At 38.9% G+C, this 22,819-nt stretch carries 21 protein-coding genes; 5 read left to right on the forward strand and 16 right to left on the reverse strand.

Annotation, left to right across the window (positions count from 1 at the left end; genetic code table 11):
* Nucleotides 1–75: 75 nt before the first annotated feature.
* Complete coding sequence (gene hemL / locus ACQQ5U_RS14155) at nt 76–1,353, forward strand: glutamate-1-semialdehyde 2,1-aminomutase (protein ID WP_437398465.1); 1,278 nt, start codon at nt 76–78, stop codon at nt 1,351–1,353.
* 291 nt (nt 1,354–1,644) lie between these two features.
* Nucleotides 1,645–1,965, forward strand: coding sequence for a panthothenate synthetase (locus ACQQ5U_RS14160; protein WP_437398467.1), 321 nt, complete (start codon nt 1,645–1,647; stop codon nt 1,963–1,965).
* Nucleotides 1,966–2,061: 96 nt separating this feature from the next.
* Here ACQQ5U_RS14160 and ACQQ5U_RS14165 read toward each other — a convergent pair whose 3' ends face one another.
* Entirely contained in the window at nt 2,062–2,256 is a 195-nt protein-coding gene (locus ACQQ5U_RS14165; RefSeq protein WP_437398468.1) for a helix-turn-helix transcriptional regulator, read from the reverse strand.
* A gap of 160 nt (nt 2,257–2,416) precedes the next feature.
* Between ACQQ5U_RS14165 and ACQQ5U_RS14170 the strand changes: the two genes are divergently transcribed.
* Entirely contained in the window at nt 2,417–2,707 is a 291-nt protein-coding gene (locus tag ACQQ5U_RS14170; RefSeq protein WP_437398470.1) for a hypothetical protein, read from the forward strand.
* Nucleotides 2,708–2,836: 129 nt separating this feature from the next.
* Here the strand turns inward: ACQQ5U_RS14170 and ACQQ5U_RS14175 are convergent, their stop codons facing one another.
* From ACQQ5U_RS14175 to ACQQ5U_RS14220, 10 genes are all read right to left on the reverse strand, one after another.
* Nucleotides 2,837–3,976: a redoxin domain-containing protein gene (locus ACQQ5U_RS14175; protein WP_437398472.1), complete on the reverse strand. Its 1,140-nt coding sequence runs from the start codon at nt 3,974–3,976 to the stop codon at nt 2,837–2,839.
* Nucleotides 3,977–3,991: 15 nt separating this feature from the next.
* Nucleotides 3,992–4,759 (reverse strand): DUF6090 family protein, encoded by a 768-nt coding sequence (locus ACQQ5U_RS14180; protein ID WP_437398474.1) that lies wholly within the window; start codon nt 4,757–4,759, stop codon nt 3,992–3,994.
* Nucleotides 4,760–4,944: 185 nt separating this feature from the next.
* Entirely contained in the window at nt 4,945–6,069 is a 1,125-nt protein-coding gene (locus ACQQ5U_RS14185; protein ID WP_437398475.1) for a serine hydrolase domain-containing protein, read from the reverse strand.
* Nucleotides 6,062–6,826 carry a hypothetical protein gene (locus ACQQ5U_RS14190; RefSeq protein ID WP_288936182.1) on the reverse strand — a complete coding sequence of 255 codons (765 nt, stop codon included), beginning with the start codon at nt 6,824–6,826 and terminating at the stop codon, nt 6,062–6,064. The genes ACQQ5U_RS14185 and ACQQ5U_RS14190 overlap by 8 nt, the downstream gene beginning before the upstream one ends.
* A gap of 2 nt (nt 6,827–6,828) precedes the next feature.
* Nucleotides 6,829–7,323 (reverse strand): MarR family winged helix-turn-helix transcriptional regulator, encoded by a 495-nt coding sequence (locus tag ACQQ5U_RS14195; RefSeq protein ID WP_288936184.1) that lies wholly within the window; start codon nt 7,321–7,323, stop codon nt 6,829–6,831.
* A 597-nt stretch (nt 7,324–7,920) separates the two neighbouring features.
* On the reverse strand, nt 7,921–8,652 hold the full coding sequence (locus tag ACQQ5U_RS14200) for a DUF3307 domain-containing protein (protein WP_437398477.1): 732 nt from the start codon (nt 8,650–8,652) through the stop codon (nt 7,921–7,923).
* Nucleotides 8,649–9,248, reverse strand: a complete 600-nt coding sequence (locus ACQQ5U_RS14205; RefSeq protein WP_437398479.1) for a transcriptional regulator — start codon at nt 9,246–9,248, stop codon at nt 8,649–8,651. Before ACQQ5U_RS14205 ends, ACQQ5U_RS14200 begins: the two co-directional genes overlap by 4 nt.
* Before the next feature lie 139 nt (nt 9,249–9,387).
* A complete protein-coding gene (locus ACQQ5U_RS14210; protein WP_437398481.1) occupies nt 9,388–9,837 on the reverse strand; it encodes a hypothetical protein in 450 nt (149 codons plus the stop codon).
* 109 nt (nt 9,838–9,946) lie between these two features.
* Nucleotides 9,947–10,138 (reverse strand): hypothetical protein, encoded by a 192-nt coding sequence (locus tag ACQQ5U_RS14215; protein ID WP_437398482.1) that lies wholly within the window; start codon nt 10,136–10,138, stop codon nt 9,947–9,949.
* Nucleotides 10,139–10,300: 162 nt separating this feature from the next.
* On the reverse strand, nt 10,301–12,802 hold the full coding sequence (locus ACQQ5U_RS14220) for a zinc-dependent metalloprotease (protein WP_437398484.1): 2,502 nt from the start codon (nt 12,800–12,802) through the stop codon (nt 10,301–10,303).
* Between the two features lie 266 nt (nt 12,803–13,068).
* Between ACQQ5U_RS14220 and ACQQ5U_RS14225 the strand changes: the two genes are divergently transcribed.
* Complete coding sequence (locus ACQQ5U_RS14225; protein WP_437398486.1) at nt 13,069–13,788, forward strand: hypothetical protein; 720 nt, start codon at nt 13,069–13,071, stop codon at nt 13,786–13,788.
* Between the two features lie 436 nt (nt 13,789–14,224).
* Here the strand turns inward: ACQQ5U_RS14225 and ACQQ5U_RS14230 are convergent, their stop codons facing one another.
* The 5 genes from ACQQ5U_RS14230 to ACQQ5U_RS14250 form a co-directional block, all read right to left on the reverse strand.
* Complete coding sequence (locus ACQQ5U_RS14230; protein ID WP_437398487.1) at nt 14,225–15,655, reverse strand: SLC13 family permease; 1,431 nt, start codon at nt 15,653–15,655, stop codon at nt 14,225–14,227.
* A gap of 92 nt (nt 15,656–15,747) precedes the next feature.
* The gene (locus ACQQ5U_RS14235) at nt 15,748–18,828 is read right to left on the reverse strand and encodes a TonB-dependent receptor (protein ID WP_437398489.1); all 3,081 of its coding nucleotides are present in this window, start codon (nt 18,826–18,828) and stop codon (nt 15,748–15,750) included.
* Nucleotides 18,829–18,997: 169 nt separating this feature from the next.
* A complete protein-coding gene (gene lysS / locus ACQQ5U_RS14240; RefSeq protein WP_437398491.1) occupies nt 18,998–20,689 on the reverse strand; it encodes a lysine--tRNA ligase in 1,692 nt (563 codons plus the stop codon).
* Between the two features lie 65 nt (nt 20,690–20,754).
* On the reverse strand, nt 20,755–21,297 hold the full coding sequence (locus tag ACQQ5U_RS14245) for a thioredoxin family protein (protein ID WP_437398493.1): 543 nt from the start codon (nt 21,295–21,297) through the stop codon (nt 20,755–20,757).
* 100 nt (nt 21,298–21,397) lie between these two features.
* Nucleotides 21,398–22,438, reverse strand: coding sequence for a response regulator transcription factor (locus tag ACQQ5U_RS14250; protein WP_437398494.1), 1,041 nt, complete (start codon nt 22,436–22,438; stop codon nt 21,398–21,400).
* Nucleotides 22,439–22,530: 92 nt separating this feature from the next.
* Here ACQQ5U_RS14250 and ACQQ5U_RS14255 point away from each other — a divergent pair, with 92 nt between their 5' ends.
* Nucleotides 22,531–22,686, forward strand: a complete 156-nt coding sequence (locus tag ACQQ5U_RS14255; protein WP_090291467.1) for a YqaE/Pmp3 family membrane protein — start codon at nt 22,531–22,533, stop codon at nt 22,684–22,686.
* Nucleotides 22,687–22,819 lie beyond the last annotated feature (133 nt).

Consider the following 22,819-nt stretch of genomic DNA (forward strand, 5'->3'; position numbering starts at 1 on the left):
TTTAGGTACTCTTAAGACCAATGCCAATGAGATGCTGAACTAAATTCAGCATGACGGCATGAATAAAAACAAAATATGATCTACCAACGAAGCAGTGCCTTGTTTGCAGAGGCCAAAAAATATATCCCCGGAGGCGTAAATTCCCCTGTACGAGCGTTTAAAGCGGTAGGGGGCGACCCTATTTTTATCAAGGAGGCGAAAGGTGCCTACCTTTACGATGAAGACGGCAACCAACTTATCGACTACATTGCTTCGTGGGGACCGCTTATTTTGGGACATGCGTACCAACCGGTAATCGATGCCGTAATCGATAAGGCCAAAAAAGGAACTTCCTTTGGAACGCCCACCGAAATTGAGACTGAAATAGCCAAACTGGCGGTATCCATGGTGCCGAACATTGATAAAATCCGTTTTGTGAACAGCGGAACCGAAGCCTGTATGAGTGCAGTGCGCCTCGCACGCGGGTACACGGGCAAGGAGAAGATCATCAAATTTGCCGGTTGTTACCACGGGCACTCCGACTCTTTTTTGATACAAGCGGGGAGTGGTGCCGTTACTTTTGGTAGTCCCAACAGCCCTGGGGTAACGCAGGGCACGGCCAAGGATACTTTATTGGCGGATTACAACGATTTGGAAGGGGTAAAAGCCTTGGTGGAAGCCAACAAAGGTGAAATTGCCGCCATTATTTTGGAACCCGTAGCGGGTAACATGGGCTGTATTATCCCCAAGGATGAATTTATACAAGGATTGCGCGAAATCTGTACCCAAGAAGGCATTTTGTTGTTGTTTGATGAGGTAATGACAGGCTTTCGCCTTGGCAAAGGAGGCGCACAGGAAGCCTTGGGCATTGATGCCGATATTGTGATGTTCGGAAAAGTGATCGGTGGTGGACTGCCCGTAGGCGCGTTTGCGGCCCGAGCGGAGATCATGGCGCATTTGGCACCTGAGGGACCCGTGTACCAAGCGGGTACCTTAAGCGGAAACCCTTTGGCCATGAGTGCCGGACTGGCCATGCTCACCGCCTTAAACAGCCAGCCGGAAATCTTTACCAGCTTGGCCGAAAAAACGGAGTATCTCCACAAGGGCATTGCACAAACCTTGACCGAAAAAGGAGTGGCGCACCAGATCAACCGGTATGGTAGTATGATCTCCGTACATTTTACGGACGAGCCGGTGGTGGATTTTGCCAGCTCGGCGAAGGGAAACAACGATACCTTTAAGAAATACTTCCATGGGATGTTGGAGAACGGGGTGTATTTACCACCATCTGCTTTTGAAAGTTACTTTTTAAACGATGCCCTCAGCTATGCCGATTTGGACAAGACGATTGAAGCGGTAAACAACGTATTTTAAGTTATCATTTCGATATGAGGAGTGCGGCGACGATTGAGAAATCTAGTTACGTTTGAGATTTCTCCCATTCGGTCGAAACGATTTTATGGTTGTATAGTGTTGCTTACAGATTTTTCTCATAACAAATAAAGAGATTGTCCATTTAGAATGTGGGCAATTAAGCAGCGTTTGAAAGGGATATGTACAGAATGCCAACTTTAAAACTAAATCACTGAATATTAAACAGTTAATAATAGGTATTAGGTTTTCTTTTTTGTACCTTAAAAGGATTAACAACTTAAATTCATAATCATGAGAATGTTAGTTAATGTTAGCTGTCCTATTGAACCATTCAACACAATGGTTAAAAATGGTACTGCGGGTGAAGTCATTGGCCGGGTGGTTGATGAAATTAAGCCTGAGAGTATTTACTTTACCGAACAGGAGGGGAACCGCGGCGTCGTAATGGTGGTCGATGTTCCGGATGCCTCCCACATCCCATCAATTGCGGAGCCATGGTTTTTAAATTTTGAAGCAATATGCGAATTCAGAATTGCAATGACCATGGAGGATTTAATGAAATCCAACCTTGCCGAACAATCCCAAAAGTGGAGCGAGGTCCACATGAATTAAAGTGATGTAATGGATTACGTGAACCACTTCAATTGGTTTGGAGTGGTTTTTTTATGTGAAAATGTTGGGGATGGTCAGTTTGAAATGACGCTTGTGTTATGACTTTGTAGATACCAAAAGTTCCCGAACATCCACGTCCAGTACTTTGGCTATATCTCTTAAGACTGGGATACTTGGTTGCGTATTGTTGTTGCAGTAATTGGTAACTACCACATAGCTTTTGCCGATTTGCTCCGCCAACCATGTTTGTGTCCTGCCCTGTTGCTTTAAAACTTCCTTTATTCTATTCATACGGAAAAGTGATACACTAACATATTACTTTGTAATATGAAATTGTAGCATATCACAAACTTGCTTTTTTAACCTATAGCAAAATACAATACATAAAAATGTTGTGAAATAATATAAAATAATATATTTTTATATTGAAATATGATAATATTTATTTGTAATGCATAACAAAACCTTGGTGATACGGCTTATCCAGCAAGATTTAAAACATAGCCAACTTTCGGAGAATTTACGACAATTGAGTTTGGATGATGGTGGGTTGTATGCCTTGGATTTAATTACCATTGTGGCAGAACTCATGGGAGTATCCGCTGCTCAGATGGAGCGGTTTACAAAAATATATGGTAGTTACTTGGATAAAGCTGCCGAGTATCCGGTTACTTATTTGGGCGAACATCTTATGCCTGTTGCAGAGGGTTGTTATAACCAATTGTTGAGGGTGGTAGAGTAAAGGTTTAAGCGGAGGAGGGGTGGTGTATTAAATATAACGGTTGTGTATAAGAACGGTAGGGCGGAAAAAGCGCAGTTACTATTCGGTTTTTGCACTAATTGTCCTATTTTTTTACTTAGTTACACAACGTTATTCTATCGAGTTTCTAATATCGGCAATGAGTTTTTCATCGTAACCAGTCCATATTTTTAATAGGTTTCCATGTTTGTCAAACAAATAGTAAGTTGGTGTTCCTACTATTCGATATTTGGTATAAGCATCACTATATCTTCCATTTTCATTCCATAAAGTTGTCCACGTAATTCCGTTTGATTTGGTGGTTTTTAGCCAATCTTCTTTGTTTTTGTCAACATTGTATGTAACTACTTGTAGTTTCTCATTCTCAGCTTTTTCCAATTCCTTTATTTCAGGTAACGCTTTTTTGCACCACCCGCAATGAGGTGAGTAAAATTCAAGCAGAGTAAATTCTTTATCGCTGTTGAAAAATGAAGCAAAGTCAACTGTTTGTCCATTTTGGTCTTCTGCTTTAAAATTATAAAAAGACGCACCGTTTTCTAATGGTTTGTTTGCCAAATAGGTCTTGAGAACGTTTACATATCTTGTATCCAAAAATTTTGGTTCAAGCCTATCTAATTGATTTTTAATGAACTCTTTTGAGAAATCATTCTTGTTAGTTACAAGTTGAGATAGTGCAAAATGTGAATTTATGTTGTCTGCAATAAACTGTTCTGTGATTTTTGAAGTTTCCTTGTCAATTTTAGTTATCAAGCCCGTTTTTGACCAATAAGCGGATTGTAAACTGTCATTCCATTTTCCATCATTTCGCAGGGTAAACATTTGTTGAATTTTCTTGTCTCTCTCGTCGTAAAGGGGATTAACCTGTTTATCAAAATCGGCTTTTAGTCCGTGATAATTCGAGCCTACAACTATAATTTTATTGCTAAAAGATGATTTGTTGCCCGATATGGATATTTTTTCGTTACCCATAAATATAGAAGTGTAATTTCTCTCTTTTCCATCGTCAGATAAAATCATTAGACTAACTGTAGATGGATCATTTTCTAAAAATCCACTTAACACAAATTTTCCATCAATTACAGTTGTAGAGTCCAATACCTTTTGGCTTGCAATGTCTGATATCAAAACCTTGGATTTATCCTTAAATCCATCAAGATTGGCAGATATTTCAAATCCGCTTTGCTTCTTTTGACAAGAAATTAAAGTTAGGATTAGTGCACTGACAATAATGTGTGCAAAATGTTTCTTCATAATGTTGTGCTGTCGTTATTTTTGGATATTATTTTTTCTTAATTCCTGTTCTATTTCAACTACCAATTCTTTGCTATTTGTAAGTATTTCTGTGATGTATCTTCGTTTAATTCCATTAACAGCTAGGATCACATGACTATAGAATCTAGATAAGGCTAAATAAGTAAGTGAATTATGGTTGCTAATCCAGGTTGTATCAAGCCTTGTAATATCGAATGATTTATTTCTATAGTGCTTCTTTATAAAATCGAAAGGGTCTAAATTGGATGCTTTATAATGCCCTCGTCCATCTTCATTAATCTCTTGATAGTTTTTTTGATATGTTTCTATTAAAGCATAATGATCACTTAAATGATTTAGTAATTCTCTATTTTTAATAATGTAAATGCCGCTAGTAGTAAGCATTTCATCATAGGTCTTTCTATTTACTACAAAACTTTGCCAACGGTATTGAATGAGAGAGTCTAGGGTTAAAATATCCTTTACTGATTTTGCTTCAAGTAATAATTCCAATCCTTTTTCCTGACTGGATTGATAAACAGCTAAAATGGAATCTCTCAACGTTAAATCCCGTATATCCGAATTGATATCATCTTTTAGTTTTAGAAGAAAGGATAACTCCTTTTTGCGTTCTTTTCTATCTTCGTTAAAATCGTTTAGTTGAATGGCTATTAGAATACCGATTACTACAAGAATAATCTCACCGATAGCATAAATCAAATATTTACTGAATTTGTTTTCCGAAAGAAGTCGTTGCCGGATTCGACGAAAGAATTTGATCATCAGAGGTTGGTTTCTCTAAAGATAGGGTATTTATCAAATTGGTGAATTCAAATAATGAAGCATAACGGTTTAGTGTATGAGTAGTAGCGGATTTCTAGTCACAAACCTTTCGGTTTTGTACTAACCTTTGTTTTATGTTTATACTTTCGGTTTATCACTTTACCCGCTATTACTTATACACCGTGTTATGTAGCGTTTTTATTTATTTTGTCAATTATTCTGTTTGAAATTTGATTTAACTTTTCTTGAGCATCAGAAGTGGAAACATTTGTAACAAGAAATATTCCGATATTTTTTTTAGGATACAACGCTATCCAAGATGAAAAACCAAAAGTGCCTCCACTATGATAAAACATTGGATTTGCTGTATTGTACTGAAATGTGTTCCAAACATAAGCTCTTCCTAATCTATTATTCTTTTCTGTGAGTAAGTTCAATGATTGTTTCACAGCTGCATCCTGACTTTCCATATACATTTTAATGTAATTCAACATTGAACGTGTATTAGACTTTAATGCTCCATCACTTGCATAATATTCACTTGAAATAGGCATAATTACTCCGTCTCTATTTTTTCCCAAAGCCATTTCCAATTTTAAATTTTCGTTTAGTCTATAGAACGTATTTTGTTCTCCAGATTTAGAAAAAACATATCTTTTTAAAAGATTAGGAAAGGTATCGTTATATACTTCTTCCAAGATGTACCCAATAAGTCTAATTCCCGCATTTGAGTAATTATAGTTTTTGCCTGAATCGTCCAGTAATTTTACTTTTAAAAGTTTATTAAAGAACACTTCTCTTGAATAGGATTTGATACAGTCAAATTTTTGGGGATATTCCAAATCATTGCAATTCAAGTTTACAGGCAAACCCGATGTATGCGTTGCCAAATTTCTGAGTGTTATTGGTGAATCTTTAAGTTTTAAGTTTTCATAATTACCATTTGGAAGATATGCTCTTATATCAGATTCCAAATTAAGTTTTCCGTCAGTAACAGCTTGAGACAAGAGTAATCCAACATATGTTTTTGAGATTGAACCAATTTCATAAAGTGTTCTATTATTAGGCTTAGTTCCATCTGTTAATTCACCAAAATGAAATTGATACGCTTTCCCATTGACATAGATTGAACCAGATAGAGCAGAAAATTCAGGGGCTTTCATAAACTCGGTAATTTCCACATTTACAATCCTTTCAATACTATTCTGAGTATTGTTTGATTGCTTACTTTTTTCTGTAGTTGTATGCCTATTTCTACCGCAAGAAGTAGCAATAGCAAGTACTATTAGTAAACCTATTATCTTATTCATAAACAACATAATTAACTTTATCAACCCCTGTATTTCCACTTTTAGAATTATAGGCATAAACGATGAGTTCATATTGACCAGCTGAAGTGAGTTTTATAGTTCCTTCAAAAAGATTTGTCTCTGTAAGCGACATGGTAACATCTTTAAGATAAGAGCCATTTTTTTTAAGTATAGCCTTAACTTCTATATTTTCAGAATCCCAAACCCCTCCTTTATTTATGGTACATCCACACATCATTACTATGTTTGCCTTTATTTCAAATGGTTTATTTTTAATAGACTTTAAGGCAATGTAATTATGAGTTCTGGGTTTCAAAATATCTATAATAAATCCTGGAATTTCTAAAATAATTCCGTCTCCTAAAATATCCTTACCAGGAATTAGCCATAATTCGGTGCTCACTTTACTTTGAGCTTGTTTATTGTTAAACGGTGAAATGACTTCTATAATAATAAAAGTTGGTTCAACAATATCAATAGTTGCTAAGAATTTGGCTGCTTGCTCATCCGAAATTGAATTTCCTCTTTCTTTAGGGATATTCATTATTAAATCAGTGTTTCCTGTGCTGCCTATTGTTTTACCTTCGGCTAATATTCTATTATTGGTTTTATTTCTAATGATAACATAAGCACCACCAAGTGAGCTACCAATAAATTTAGCATCTTTGGCTTTTGCCCTTACTATGATTTTAGTTTCTGTAGCAAATGAAACTATGCTTGAAAATAGAAGTACTATAATAAAAATTGATTTTTTCATAATTATTGTTTAATTGATTTTAGGTATTCTTGTTTAAATCTGTAGTGAAATGAAGTTTTTTCTAATTTTAAATCTATATTGTCCAAATATGTTAGAATACTTAAATCGTTATCTAGGATATCTAGGATTGCCTTTTCACAACTACACCAAAGCGTTTCAAGTTTGGGCATCAATTTATTAGCTTTAGCGGATAATGAGATTACCTGCTTTCTTTTGTCTAAGGGGTCTTGTTCGGTTTTTAAATAACCCTTTTTTGACATTTTTTGCACGATAACAACTATAGATGGATGTGCATATCCCAAATGTTCAGCGATATAGGATATTGAACATTTTTCTTTTTTTTGTAAAAGCATAAATATTAAATACCAATTTGGTTCGACATCAACATCTAATTCTTGGTATAGCTTTCTTATATCACGAGACATTCTGTCGCTTACTCTTTTCAATCGGCTATCTAAGGCTTTGTAGCCAAGTTCTTTTATAAAATCGTTGTCCATATTTAAATTATTATGAGGACAAATATAATAAAAAAGTAACCAACTATATAGTTGACTACGTAAATTATTAAATGCTGCATAACTTATTTATAAAACGTAAAATATACTTCTATACACCCAAATAAGGATGTAACCGATGTTTTTACCTTTTTTATGCAAAGCATTGTACTGTAAAGTTCTAGGGGGAAGGGGCTGTGCGCAGCAAAGTACCAATTACTCAATAAAAAGCATTGTGGAAAAACCTTAAAAAAACTGGGGGTCTTCTACAATTTGCAATGAACAGTTGACAATTATCAATTTACAATGGGCAATCAACAATTAACAATGGACAATTGGGGTGAAGGGTGAAAGTGGAACATCTGCCCCACTTTTCATACAAACTAACTCAATTAAATGTTAGGAGATAAAAAGATTGCCTTGACAATTACCCGTTATGCATCTGACTACAAAATCAGGTAATTTAAAACAATTCTAAATAATATTTTTTGGCTATCTTTGTGTCGGCATGCTACGATGCTAATCCCAATAAGTACAAAGTGTTTAAACAAAGTAGATTTTTATTCGGAGAGAGCCGTCCCTTTGGGACGGTTTCTTTTTTTAGGCTTTAATCAGGTCTGCCAAATACAAATACAGCATCCCCGATAGTATGGCCAGGCCAAAACTTAAGAGTGTGCCAATAAGGACATATTCGGTCAGCTTTCGGTTTTTGCCCTTGTTGAGGTCCCCAAATCGGAACACGGATTTTGCCGCGATCAAAAGTCCAATGGCAGCCCATTGCTGCATTAAAATAAACCCGAATACAAAGAGGCGCTCCAACATGCCAATGTAAGTGCCTGCATTTTTAAGGGAGCCACCTTCGCCAGGTTCGTCGCTCTTGGCCACTTCATCAATATATGGTGCCAACAACATCCGCATAATGATGCCGCACACGTAGGTGACAAATGCCAAAAATGTGATCAGCAGTAAGGTGCTTTCGGAAAAAACTGAAGTGAAATCCAACGCAAACGGGGATATCCAATACAAAACACCAGCTAACACGAGCAAGTGAAGTACTTGGTCCACTACAAAGAGCCACCGATAGTTTTTGGGATTTGTAAGGGTCAGTTTTCCCAAATCGATACCGTAATGCGTCACCACAATAACCGCAATGGCACCCAGATGCTGAAACTGCAATAGGAGCAAAAGCGTCAGTGCATGCACTCCAATATGAAAGTAGAGGTATTTGGACCGGCCTTTCTTTTGGTGTTTATCGGCTACCCAATGTGCCGGTTGAAGCACAAAGTCTCCTATAAAGTGGGCGAGTATCAGTTTTAGGGCCAAGAGCATCATAATTGGGCGAGTTGTGTTCTGTAAAATTGGATCATTTTTTGGACTTCGTCAAATCCTGCCCTGATCAATGCCTCGCTAATCGTACTTTGTGACTTGCCCAACAGGCTTGCCAGTTCCTTTTGGTTGGCTTCGGGATGCTCCATGGTGGTTTTTACCACCGTAGCGGTGGCCGGCAACCAATTGTCCATGTTCAAAGCAGCCAATTGTAGCATGGTGTTCAGGGTTTCGTTAAAAAGGGTAGAGCGGGACTTTAGGGCCAAGGTCTGTTTTTTTAGTTGGTCAAAACATTCCCCTGAATGTACAAAAGCTTCGCCATTGGATTCCGTAATTTTTGCCGCGGTATGGTTTTTTTCCCCCAGGCCTATGGCAATCCGTACATCCAATTGTCGTATTTGTTTGATGCTGGCCTTGATAAAAATAGCGGCTTCCAAGGCTTGCTCGGGAGTAGTTTGCAACTGAAAGCTATCGCCCCGATAGATCTCCCAGTCGGAAGGTTCGAAGCCATAATGGTCCAATGCCTGTTTTAGAACGGGCAACCATATATCGGCTTTATGATCTTTGGAGTTTTTGATGTCTCCGGTAAGTACGGCAATCATTGTATATTTTATCGTTTAATTAAGCGATTAATACAAATATCGTTAAAAAAGACGATAAACGAAAATATCGTTTAAAAAAGCGATAAAAAAAGAAGCCGCGACCATGGCAGGCGCGGCATCTTAAAATCAACAAAAAACACTATCCTCTTCTCCCTCTCTTCTGCATTTTCTTTTTGCCTTGCATGGCTTTTCTGCTTTTCTGCATTGTTTTCCAAGTCTCGTACTGTTTTTCATCCAGTACTTTTTTCATTTTTTCCTGCGTTGCAATTTGACGGTCCAAACGGGCGTTTTGCATTGCAAATCGTTCCTCGGAAGTCGGCCTTTTCCATTCGCCGCTTTCCTTTAGCGCTTTAATATTATCCCATTTTGCTTTTCTAAATTGGGCGTTTTCCAAATTAATCTCATGAACCTTATCCTGCTGTGCCTCGGTCAGATCCAATGCCAAGGTCATGTGTTTTGTTCGCAAGGTGGCCATCTCTTCTGCGGTCATGTCCATTTGAGGACCTTTGCGCATTCTGGGGCCATCATTTCTTTGAGCGACCATGCCAATACTCATCAGCATGACCAATACTACCGCTAATCGTTTCATATCTCTAAATTTTAATGATTTATACCTTGGACAAGCTGTAGGTCCAAAGGTTTAACCATCGCAACATAGTTTATGAAGCTTTTAACAGTAAAAGTGTGTTTAAGGGAAATTACTTGCGTTCTTCTTCCAAATCTTCTGTGGTATCATCAGTGTAATCGTCGGCATCTTCGAATTGTGTCTCGACGTAAGTTTCTGAGTTGATCTGATCTTGGAATTCATCGTGCTGGTCCACTACATAGTAAAGTGCAGAGGCTGCCACGAAACAGGAAAAGTAGATTAGGCTTTTTGTCTTGTAGGTCATGATATTGAGATTTGGGATTACTAAAATAATGAATCCGAATGGGAATCTCAGTGATATGTTGTGAAATGCGCTTGATTGGATGTGAATGTGAAAAAAAACAAGGTGTAACCGATAAACGTATCGATTACACCTTTGCAATTTGTACTTTATTTAAAAAGGCGCCTACTTTGCGGGCTCCAAGATAAGGTCGATACGCTCCAAGGCGTCTTGTAAATGGTAACGACTCATAGTGTCGGATATTCTGGCAAGACCACTTCTAATATCCCTTTTTAAATTGTTGAGCTCAGCACGTGCCACCGAACGAATATCGGATTGACTTGTGTTGATGGGTGTGGATTTTCTATACCCTCCAAAGTCGGGTAATTTACGCTGACTATCCGCTGTCATTAAATATTCCAAACGGTCGATGTGCGCTTTTTGAAGGTTTCTTCTGTAGGTGTCTATGGTTCTGCCACTTCTGGTTTCGGACCAGATTCCTCTACGAAGATCGCGCATCATCTCTACCAAACCATAGGCTTCATCACCGTTCAAGGTTTCGTTTTCAATGATCCGTGCCAATTTGCCCAATTGCAACATGGTGTTCAAATAGCGTTCTTGGGTAGCGCGGATGCGCTCCACGGAACCGGAATATTCAATTTTATTGAAAATGTTTTGATCTATCAACCATTCAGGAGTTTCGAACAATTGTTCCTGCATAAAGTTCATGGCATCTTTTTGGTGCTCCTTGCTCACATGGGTATATACAGCACCTTCTTGATCTGCAGTTTTGTGATATTCGTAAACACCTCCAATGTTGTTGGATACGTGTCCCATATACCTGCGGAACTGTGCGACAACATGTCCGTACATGGTTTCCAGATCATCATAATTTTCACCATCCTCAGTGGTCCATTCCATTAATTTGGGAACAATACGTTTTAGGTTTTCAATACCGTACAAGCTAGCTTTTATGGCATCGTCGCCTAAATCTTCGGTCTGTGAACTTGGATCGTGGATATCGCCCACTTGTTGGTGACCAAAGCGATACATTGGGTCTCCGGCGTGTTCCAAAATCCAACTGTTTAGGATTGGTTTTTCTTCTTTGGCCGCTTTATCCAAAATAGGTTTGTATCCCCATTTAATGGCATATTTATCATAAATACCAATGTTTGGCATCAATGCTACACCTTCGTCTCCTGGTTGTGCCACGTAATTGAAGCGGGCATAATCCATAATGGATGGTGCTGTACCATATTTTTTAGTAAAACTAGCGGAGCGAAGTGAATCCACAGGGTAGGCAACACTGCTTCCCATATTGTGCGGAAGTCCCAAGGTGTGCCCAACTTCGTGGGAGGATACAAAACGTATCAAACGTCCCATAACTTCATCTTTGAACTGTGTTTTTTGTGCAGCTGGATTAATAGCGGCAGTCTGTACAAAAAACCAACCCCGCAATAGGCTCATTACATTGTGGTACCAGTTAATATCGGATTCCAAGATTTCACCACTTCGCGGATCGCTCACGTGAGGTCCGTTGGCATTTGGAATAGGAGAGGCCAAATAACGCACCACAGAATATCTAACATCTTCTGGAGACCATTCTGGGTCTTCTTCGGGTGAAGGAGGGTCTTTGGCAATAATGGCATTTTTGAAACCTGCAGCTTCAAAAGCTACTTGCCAATCTTCAATACCTTGTTTAATAAAAGGAACCCATTCTTTTGGCGTGGCACGATCTATATAATATACAATTTGTTTTTTGGGCTCCACCAATTCACCGGCCTTATATTTTTCTATGTCCTCATCTTTGACTTCGAGCCTCCAACGATCCAAATAAGTAACGGTTTTACTTTCTTGTGCATCTAGTCCGTAATCTACTTGACCTCTGGCAAACCAACCGACACGTTCATCAAAATAACGACGTTTCATAGGTTCTTTGGGCAACAAGATCATAGAATTGTTTATTTCCAACGAAATGGATCCCAAGCTGGAATTGCTTGGCGGGTCGTTGGACAAGTATGTTTTTACATGACGCGCCTCAATGTTCAGCGGGTAACTTTTAATGGACTCGATATAACTTCGGTCGCCATCCATACGGGTAACCTTGAATCTTTTTCTGAAACCATCTGGAAATCCAAGGGCTTTTACATCCTTAGTGAACAATGGATCTATTTCTATTACCGTTGCCGGGTTCAAGGAATCTTTTTTGTTGATGGCCTTAATATCAAAGGAAAAGAGTACTGGTTCAAAGTTGGAGTTTACCACGGCTTCGTGAACAGGTAATGAATCCGCCGCTACGTTTTCATAAGAGGCTACACGGACCAATACTTTTTTGTCATTTTTCTCCCAACGCAGCACTTGCGTATTGATTTTTCCTCCACCAAAACCAATTCCGGTTGCAGTTTTGGAAATTCTACTCACCATGAGCATTTCACGGTTGAACAAGGAATCAGGAATTTCGTAGTAACGTTTATCATCAACGGTGTGTACGCTAAAAAGTCCTTCGTCCGTTTTTGCATCTTTGGTGATTACCTTATCGTAAGGTTTAATGTCACCAGGTTTGGACTTGTCTTCCTTTTTTTGTTCGGTTTCTTTTTTCTTCTTTTTGAAAAGTTGGGCTTCCGCAGTTTGGAAAGCACCCAATAAAAAAACAACTAAGACTAGTCGAGGTAGTAAATTTTTGATCATTATATGTCAGTTTGAATAGCTAAGAAGATTCAAAGAACCTAAAATTCATTAGAATTAACTGTTAAATAAATATTAACGGTTATTTTTTTAACGGTATGCCCCAATCTTTGGGAGTCCTGCGTTTTACTGATAGTTTGGAGTGTATCGCCCCGTATAGCTGGGCTCAGCGGGTATTCTATTTTCGTAAAAAAATCCTAAATACTGTAACGTTTTGGTTTTTGAATAGTCTTATAAGCATAACATCAATCAAAAAATTCAATCAAAAAATGAACAAGTTATTATTAATTTATGGCAGTGTATTATTGAGTAGTACCGCCATAGCGAACGACCAACAAAATACTAGGGTTGTCGAGGGTCAAACCGAGACTCCTGGTAGTTTAGAGAACAGTTTAACCACACTAAACATTAGTGCAGAGTTAAACGATTCAACTTCCGAGGTGGCAGATTATGCATCCTACGAGTTGGATTTGAACGAAGTAGCCTATATAGAGGAAGAACCTGAAATTGATTTAGGTTTTGATACCTCTGATTATCTCCCCGAGGGTTTTAATCCTTACGAAAGCTACTTTGATTTGAATTCCATCATATACCTCGAAAGCGAAGTTGAACCAGCATTAGGTTTTGATACCCAAAAGTATTTACCTGAGGACTTTAACCCCTATACCGATGTTGTGGATGTACATTCTATCAATTATATGGAGGAAGAGGATATGTATCTAGGTTTTGATACCAAAGATTATCTACCGGAAGGTTTTTCTCCTTATGAAGTGTATGTGGATTTAAAGGCTATTCCTTATGTGGAAAGTGAAGTTGAACTTGAATTGGGAATCAATAGTAAGTATTTATTGCCAGAAGGTTTTGATCCTTACACCGATGTAATCGCAATTACTTCCGTTAACTACATGGAAGATGAAGAAATAGAATTGGGTTTTGATACTTCCAAGTATCTCCCAGAAAACTTTGATCCTTACACAAGGGTCAATTAGTAAGATGGTTTAGTTTTTCATTTTACAAATTTTTGAGTTGGTTAATAAAAGCCCTCGCGAGAGGGCTTTTTATTTGTTAATAAAAACCTATAAGAGGCTGGTTAACAAAAAAATAACATTGGTTTTGACAGAGCGTAATTTTTAGTAAAATGCTTTTTAATGTGCGGATTGTGCAATGTTTTGAGTTGTTGACTGAAATTACCGCACTGTTTTTAGTTTAAAGCTGAAAAACAAATCATTTTCCTTTTTAAACCGTTGCGTTAACAAAAAACTAATTACAATAAAATTTATAAAAAAGGGTTATAACTTTGTACCTAACAAAGAGTTACGCTTCACTTGCTTAAAAGCGAGTAGCGTTGGTTAAGTTAGTTTCTTACATTTTTTTGAGTTAGTTAGTTTGTAAAAATGCCCCTCCGCCCGGAGGGGCATTTTTAGTTTAGAACAATAGCGGAATCACAAACTGGAATACTAGAATAAGCAATACTACCGCTATAAGGTTAAGTACTACCCCAACACGTGCCATCTGTGGAATTTTTACATAGCCACTGGCAAATACAATAGCATTGGGTGGTGTGGCCATGGGCAACATAAAAGCACAGCTACTGGCTATGGTAACAGGAATCAGTAAATGAAGCATTGGAATATTCAGACCAATGGCAATGCCTGCGACCACTGGGGCCAAAACTGCAACCAGGGCTACGTTGCTCATCAATTCGGTCATGAACAACATTAGGAAAATTAATAGTGCTGCTGTAAATAAAATACTTATCTCGCTTTGGGCTATGGCATTTGCTACCATATCCACGATACCACTTGTGGACATTCCCTGGGCCAAAGCCAAACCTCCACCAAAAAGCACTAAAATTCCCCAGGCCAGTTTGGAAGTATCTTTCCAAATTATGATAAAATCACCCTTTTTAATATTATAGGGTATGCCAAAAAGAGCTAAGGCCGCAAGAATACTGATCATGGTATCCGTTAGTCCCAAATTCGGGAAAATGCTATTGATCAAGGTTCTGAAAATCCACAGAAAAACGGTTACTCCAAATATGACCAAGACCATTTTTTCTTTCCCTGAGGTAGGACCCAATTTTACAAGTTCAGATTGTATCACATCTTTGGAAGCACTAAAAACCAAGTCTCGGTTGGGAAACATCCATTTCACCAGAACCAAGTAACAAATTGTAATCAAGATTATGGAGAACGGTAACCCAATGGTCATCCATTTTAGAAAAGAAATTTCGGTATTGTATTCATTTTCCAGTAATCCTATCAATACAGAGTTTGGGGGTGTCCCAATAACAGTTGCGATTCCACCTGCATTGGCAGAAAAAGCTATTCCCAGCATTACGCTCAAAGCAAAATTTTGGTCACTTTTGGTAAAACCGTCCTCGTCGTTGATCAATAGGTTTATAACAGAAATAGCAATGGGAAGCATTACTACTGTGCTGGCTGTGTTACTGATCCACATGCTCAAGGTGGCTGTGGCTATCATAAAACCTAAAATCACCTTATTGGGTGTGGTTCCGGTAAGTTTTATGATGTTCAGGGCAATCCTTCGGTGCAGGTTTACCTTTTCCAAAGCAAGGGCCATAACAAATCCGCCAAAGAAGAGAAATACAATCGGGCTACCATAATTGGCTCCAACTTCTGCAATGGGCAATATTTTTAAAATGGGCAATAAAAGTAAGGGGAGAAGTGCTGTTACAGAAATGGAGACCGCTTCGGTAATCCACCAAATCAGCATCCATGCCGCTACTGAAATTACGGGGTCACCTTTTTCCGATAAAAGTTCAAAAGGCAACAGGTTTAATACAAGAAAAACAGCGGGTCCTAGAACCAGCCCAATTTTTTTACTTAGTTCCATCGGGGTTCTAAGCTATGCTTTTTTGTTAAAACATAAAAATATAGAAGCCCCGTGATGGGGCTTCCGTATTAAATAATTAAAATATGGCAGAATTATTTTATTTTGAATGTTAGCCTTCCAAAAATATAACGCCCGTTTTGCCCAAATTGCACAGACCTTCTGGAATAGATAAATCTTCCGTTGGATCTGAAGGCAGGGTCGTTCTCATCAGGATAAACATCCAACAAGTTGTTGGCTCCAATAGTTAAAGTAGCAGTTTTAGCGAAATTGTAGCCTATGGTAAGGTCCGTGACCACTTTAGCGCCAAAAGTGTAATCGATGGTCGGGTCGACTTCATTTGTAGCTTCTCTCACCTCTCCAAAATATCCATTTCTTAAAAAGAAATTCCAGTTGTCTCCCACTTTTACATTGTGCGAAAGATTTCCTTTGGTGGTAGGAACGGCGGATTCCAAATAAATTCTGCTTGTTGGATCAAAATAGGTATTGCTTAGACCAGCATTGGCAATGGCTTCGGGCACTTTTACTTCTTCCACGGTGGTTTCTGAAAAAGTAAAGGCCAAAGTGTTGGTCAACGAAACATTGTCCGAGATGTGAGCTTTGTGGTCCACTACAAAATCCAGTCCCATGGTTTGGGTATCAACAGAGTTTGCAAAGAAAGCTGCTTGCGTGGCATTGGCTTGTTGAAACAAGTTGGCCAATTCAGCGTTGCCATTATCGTCGAACTGTCCCGTTAGGATAACTCGATCATCTATATTGATCAAATACCCGTCCAAAGTGAACTTAAGATTTGCACTGGGAACCCTAGCTGTGAAACCTGCGGTCGCCCCAATAGAAGTTTCCTCCTTTAAAGGTTCTATACCCAAAAGTCGTGCTACCCGCGACGTATTCGGAAAAATTCCAACCTCGTTTGGAATTCCATCAACAAACAAAGTGGAAGTTGAACTATAATGGATTTGGTGTAAGGATGGTGCTCTAAATCCAGTTTGTCCTCCACCTCTAAAATTGATGTTATCAGAGATTTTGAGACGTGTCGCCAATTTAAAATTCAAGGTTCCACCAAAGTCGGAGAAATTCTCATAACGAACGGCTCCACTAAGCAAGATTGACTCGGTAAAATCAGCTTCTACGTCCAAGTAACCAGCTATGGTATTTCTAAAAGCGTTTACCTCATTGTCCGGTTTAAACCCAGGGAATACTTGAATGCCACCAGGTCTTGAATTACCAAAAAAGTCTGTTGGCACTTCGGAATTCGGGTCGGTAGGGTCGTGTGGGTTGCCCAATGTGTTGTATTGGGTATAGGATGCCTCTTCACCAGCTACAATAGCATAGTTTTCGACACGGTATTCTCCTCCAAAGGCTATGTTCAGTCCAGCCATAGTGTCTTCAAAGAAACGGCTCATATCAAAATTCGTAGTGTTCTCACTGTAATTGAACCCGCCAGAATCTGCTTCAAAAGCAGTAGAGTTTACTAAAGATGCATTGTTTGAATTGGTGACACGATACAAGAACTCATTTTTACCGTAGGAATTACTAAAGTCAACATTCCAATCCCCGAGCATTCCCTTGATTCCAAATGCAGCAGATTTATCTACAATATTGGAATTAATTTCTGGTAAAAAACCATTTAGATAAGCAGGTGTATACGTTCTGGATTGATTGGGCAAGCGGTAAAAACCTGCGGCATTACCATTTTTAAAACTCAGCCCACCAAAACCATAGAGTTCCAAATTTTCATCCAACGGTATGGAAAGGTTTGCAAAAAATTGGGCGCCTCGTAATTTGGATTGCCCGACTCTCATATTAAAATCGCTGCGAACCAGATTCCGTGCCGCTAATTCGGAATCAGTATTGTTGAATCCTAAAGGTGAGTTTGTTTGGAATTGTTCCAGTAATTTTCCGAATTGAGAACTGTTAATGTTGTTGGGTAAACCATTGTAGAATTCCTCTATTTCTGTTGCTTGGTTTGCATTTGTATAGGACAGGGAATTGAATGAATTTAACATGTCTTGAAATGTAAAAACCCCATTTTGAAAATCATTATAATTGAAAGAGTTTCCAAAAACCCTTTGCGATCCTGTAAGAGCGTTGATATCATGAAGCTCCGTATCTGAAGCTGCATTGATCAATGACAATTGTTCGTTTGTAAATCCTGTGGTTTGGGCATATTGCCTTACTAGGGCTTCATTCGTAAATAATGTGGATATGTCAACGCCTGCTGACGCTGCTGCTCTTTCAACAGAATTGTATCCATTAAAAATAGATCCTTCCCACTCTTGCATACGGTTGGTCCATCCACGATGACTAAAGTTTCCCGTAAAGTTTATAAAACCACCATCTTTTCCTATCGGTAGACCATAATTTAGGCCTAAACTTACCTTTTCACCATCGATAGTTTTTTGTGGGCTGTGTTCACTGGTAAAGTTGGCTCCTGTATTGATGTCTACCTGCAATTCATTCACAGTGTTTTTTAAAACAATGTTGATGACTCCTGCAATGGCATCGGAACCATACTGTGCCGCAGCACCATCTCGGAGAATTTCAATTCTGGATATAGAGTTGGATGGAATAGTGGTCATATCAGTTCCCACACTTCCTCGACCAAAGGTTCCGTTTACGTTAACCAATCCTGTTTTGTGTCTTCTTTTCCCATTGATGAGCACCAAAACCTGATCAGGACCAAGTCCTCGCAAAGAAGCAGGGGCAATGTGGTCCGTACCATCGGAAATGGTCTGTGGGTTGGAGGTAAACGAAGGTGCGGCATAATTCAGGATTTCGGTGACGGTCACCTGGGGAGAAGATTGTGTTAGTTCTGTTACATCCAACACGTCAACTGGAACAGGGGTATCGGTGGCTGTCCTATTGGCATTACGTGAACCAACGACCACAACATTTTCCAATTCTAGTCCTGCTTGTAAGGTGACATTAAGAGTGCTACCTGTTACTGTTGCTTCTTGGGTGTTAAAACCAACGTACGAAAAAACTAAGATGTCCCCTGGACTTGCTTCGATGGAGTAGTTGCCATCAAAATCGGTGATGGCTCCTGTTTGAGTTCCCTTTACTTGGACCGAAGCTCCCGGTAAGGGCACATTTTGGTCGTCATAAACGGTTCCGGTTACCTCTTGTGCCATGCCAGCAAACGATACCAACAGCACAAAAAGGAATGCTAATTTCATTCTTTTCATTTTTAAATAGGTTTTAGTAAGATTATTGGGGTATGCTGCTGGAAATTTCCCTCAGTTTAGAGGAAAACTGGCGGGAAGATAGCATTTTTTTAAAAATAAAAACCTCTGCACTCGATTCAAAGTGCAGAGGTTTAATTATTTATGCTACGGTAATTTTGATTTATCCTGTGTACCTGACTAAAAGTGTGTCTTCTGTTTTTTCCACTTTGATAAGTCCGTGCTTATTTAGACCCTTGGTACTCTTATCCCATTTTTTATTGCTCAAACCTGATTTTGTTTTTAAGTCATCCAATGGCATTTCTCCTTGTGGTTTAAGAATGTCCAAAACAATTTTTTCCTCTTCGGTAAGTTCTACCTGCTTTTTCTCTGGTCGCATTTGCGGGAAGAACAATACTTCTTGGATGGATGAATTGTTGGTCATAAGCATCACCAAACGGTCGATTCCGATTCCGATTCCGGAAGTAGGTGGCATACCGTATTCCAGAGCACGTAAGAAATCTTGGTCAATGAACATCGCTTCGTCATCTCCTTTTTCAGAAAGCTTGAGCTGATCTTCAAAACGCTCGCGCTGATCAATAGGGTCGTTCAGCTCGGAGTAGGCATTGGCCAATTCCTTACCGTTCACCATCAACTCAAAACGCTCCGTAAGTCTTGGATTGGTTCGGTGTTCTTTGGTCAACGGACTCATCTCCTTCGGATAATCTATGATGAAGGTCGGTTGGATATAGTGGTGCTCACATTTTTCACCAAAAATCTCATCGATCAATTTACCCACACCCATGGTCTCATCCACTTCAATATCCAATTTCTTGGCTACTTCGCGGAGTTCGTCCTCTTCCATATTAGCCACATCGTAACCGGTATGAATTTTAATGGCTTCCAAAATAGGAACCCTTGGATAGGGCGCCTTAAACTCGATTTCGTGATCGCCCACTTTTACTTTGGAACTTCCTGTGGCGTCAATGGCCACTTTTTCCAATAGTTTTTCGGTGGTATCCATCATCCAGTTATAGTCCTTGTAGGCTACATAAAGTTCCATTACGGTAAACTCTGGATTGTGGGTGCGGTCCATTCCTTCATTCCTAAAGTCTTTGGAAAATTCATAGACACCATCAAACCCACCAACAATCAATCTTTTAAGATAGAGCTCGTTGGCAATTCGCAGGTACAATGGAATGTTCAATGCATTATGATGCGTTAAGAACGGACGTGCCGCCGCTCCGCCCGGAATAGGTTGCAAAATTGGGGTCTCGACCTCTAAATACCCTTTTTGGTTATAGAACTCCCTGATACTGTTGGTGATTTTTGTTCTTTTGATGAAAGTGTCCTTTACGTGGGGATTCACTACCAAATCCACGTACCGCTGACGGTACCGTAGTTCTGGGTCGTTGAATGCATCATATACTTTCCCCTCGTCATCTACCTTTGGTAGTGGCAATGGTTTTAAACTTTTGCTCAAAAGTGAAAAGTGCTTCACCATCACGGTTTTTTCGCCCACTTGGGTCGTGAAAAGCTCTCCTTCAATACCGATAATATCACCGATATCCAACAATTTTTTGTACACATCGTTGTATAAGGTTTTGTCATCACCAGGGCAAATTTCATCACGGTTAAAGTAGACTTGGATTCGTCCTTCGCTATCCTGAAGTTCCGCAAAAGAAGCTTTTCCTTGAATTCTTCGTGACATCAATCTACCGGAAATAACCACTTTCTTTCCTTCTTCAAAATCATTCTTGATGCTCTTGGAAGTAGCATCAACAGGATACAATGCTGCTGGATATGGGTTGATGCCCATTTCCCTGAGTTTGGTCAATTTTTCCCTTCGAACGATCTCTTGTTCCGATAGTTGCATAATCTGTAAAAATTTAAAGCGCAAAATTACACTTTTGCGCTTTAAATCCTTAGCGTTGGCCAAACTTAATATGCATAATTGGGCACATAGTCCTTTTTAAATACTATTTGGGCGATATCTTGCTCTAAAGTTTCCAAGGGACTTTCTACAATTCGGTTGACTTCTTTTCCATCTTTAAAAAAGATAATGGTTGGCACTTTTATAATGTTCAAGCCTTTTTCTTCTCCGGTGGGACTGGTTTTGTAATGCCCTTTACGGTAATCCAAGGCAATGATTTCCAATTGCTCCATGGGAAAATCCGATGCTTCTAAAATTTTCATCAATCTAGGGCTCTCCCTTTTGCTGTCGCCGCACCAAGTTCCCAAGAATAGTTTGATGTTGTATTCCCCTAATTTTTCTTTGAATAGCGCAACCATGGTGTCATCCGGATGGTAGTTGTCATGCCTGCTTTGGAACCAGTTGCTGTAGGGTTGGGATTGCAATCCTTCCAGATTGATTTGTCCCACCATGAATTGTAGACCGTTTTCGGTGATGATTTCCTTGTTGAATTCTTGCGCTGAAGCACCGATGATGCATAGCAAAAATAATGTTGTCAATACTCGTTTCATGATTTTATATGATTTATGGTTTGATGGCCAAATTCATTAAAATCAATAGCTGAACGAGCTTTTAGGCGTTGGAAATAAGGACTAGACCGGGGGTTGAAATTTATTTTTTGAAGCGAACGGTCATCTCTTCGCGCGAAGAAACATCCAGTTTTTTATAGAGATTGTTGATGTGTGTTTTTATGGTACTTACGCTCACAAAAAGTTCCGAAGCAATCTCTTTATTGGTCTTATTTTCTAAAATCAAATTGACGATTTTTTGCTCTTGGGGGGTGAGTTTTTCAAGCAATTGAGAAGTTTTATTTTTCTTTTTGCCCAAGAAAAATAAAACATTGCCCAATAGCGAAACCGCTAAAAGTGCAATTATGGTCCGGTTCCATTTGGATAATGTAGGTTTATTGAAATTAGCCAATTCTTTGTCCGTAGTGATTTCAGCTTGGTACTGTTGGGCGAATTCTGTATTAGGATAGGTGTTGCTCAGTCTTTCAGATAAGTTTTCGTAATAATTGTTTTTGGTGAGGTCTTCCAGATAAAACTTAAAGGTTTCGTTTCTTTTATCCGATAAAAAATCATAGATGTAAAGTTCTGCAAGTGGTTCATCGGTTTCCTTTCCAAAATTGTGCATGGCTGTAAACCATTTATCCAGATTCAGTTTTTTGTTGGCTTCACTCGGGTAGTCCGCAAAATCGTAGGCCATATGCTCTTTTAAGCCTTCAATTTCCAAAAGCAAGCCTGATTTTGGATTGGTAGAATTAATAGTGCAAAGCGATTGGTCTTCAAAAGAGGTGGGAAACACCAGTGTGTCTTTGTTGTTAGCAATAAAGAGTACATTTTTACTGTTGTTGCACTGGCCCAAAAAGTGATTGGCACCAGTATTGTCGGAACAGCCATCCAAATGAATGCGGTAGATACGGTTTTGCTTATTGAGGTTGTTTCCTTCAAAAGAAAAGTGTCCCAAGGAATCAACTTCCGATTTCTGAACTATCTGGTCCAAGTACACTCGAGAGGATTTTCGGTAATCCTCTACCAATGATAAATAAATGGCGTTGCCAGTATTTTCTTGGGACACTTCCCCAGAAAAGCGGTATTGCCCAAAGAGGGCAGATGAGTTAATTAAAAGTAAGATAAGGACGAAAAATCGCATTTTTTGGTCGATTTTGGTTAAAAATAATGGTTTTCTGTAACAAAACACGCATTTTAACTACCTATAAATGTCATCAATCAAATCTTATAATCATGAGTTTCTGGAGAGTTTTATTGGCCATTTTATTTCCTCCATTGTCTGTAATCGGTAAGGGATGCGGCTCTATTCTAATTGTTTTTCTATTGACCCTTTGTGGATGGGTGCCCGGTGTAATTGCCGCTTTGGTCATTTTGAACAACCCGAATTAAAATTCGTCAATCTATTTTGGCATTAATTGATAGGACGATTGATTTTTGTGCGGTTTGTCCAAAATCCGCTACTGTCGTTTTAGATATTGGTCGATTATGGTATTTTTGGTTTTTAGTGAGATTCTTTTTGAAT

The organism is Flagellimonas lutimaris (assembly GCF_051494225.1).
In the GTDB taxonomy this organism is placed as follows: domain Bacteria; phylum Bacteroidota; class Bacteroidia; order Flavobacteriales; family Flavobacteriaceae; genus Flagellimonas; species Flagellimonas lutimaris_A.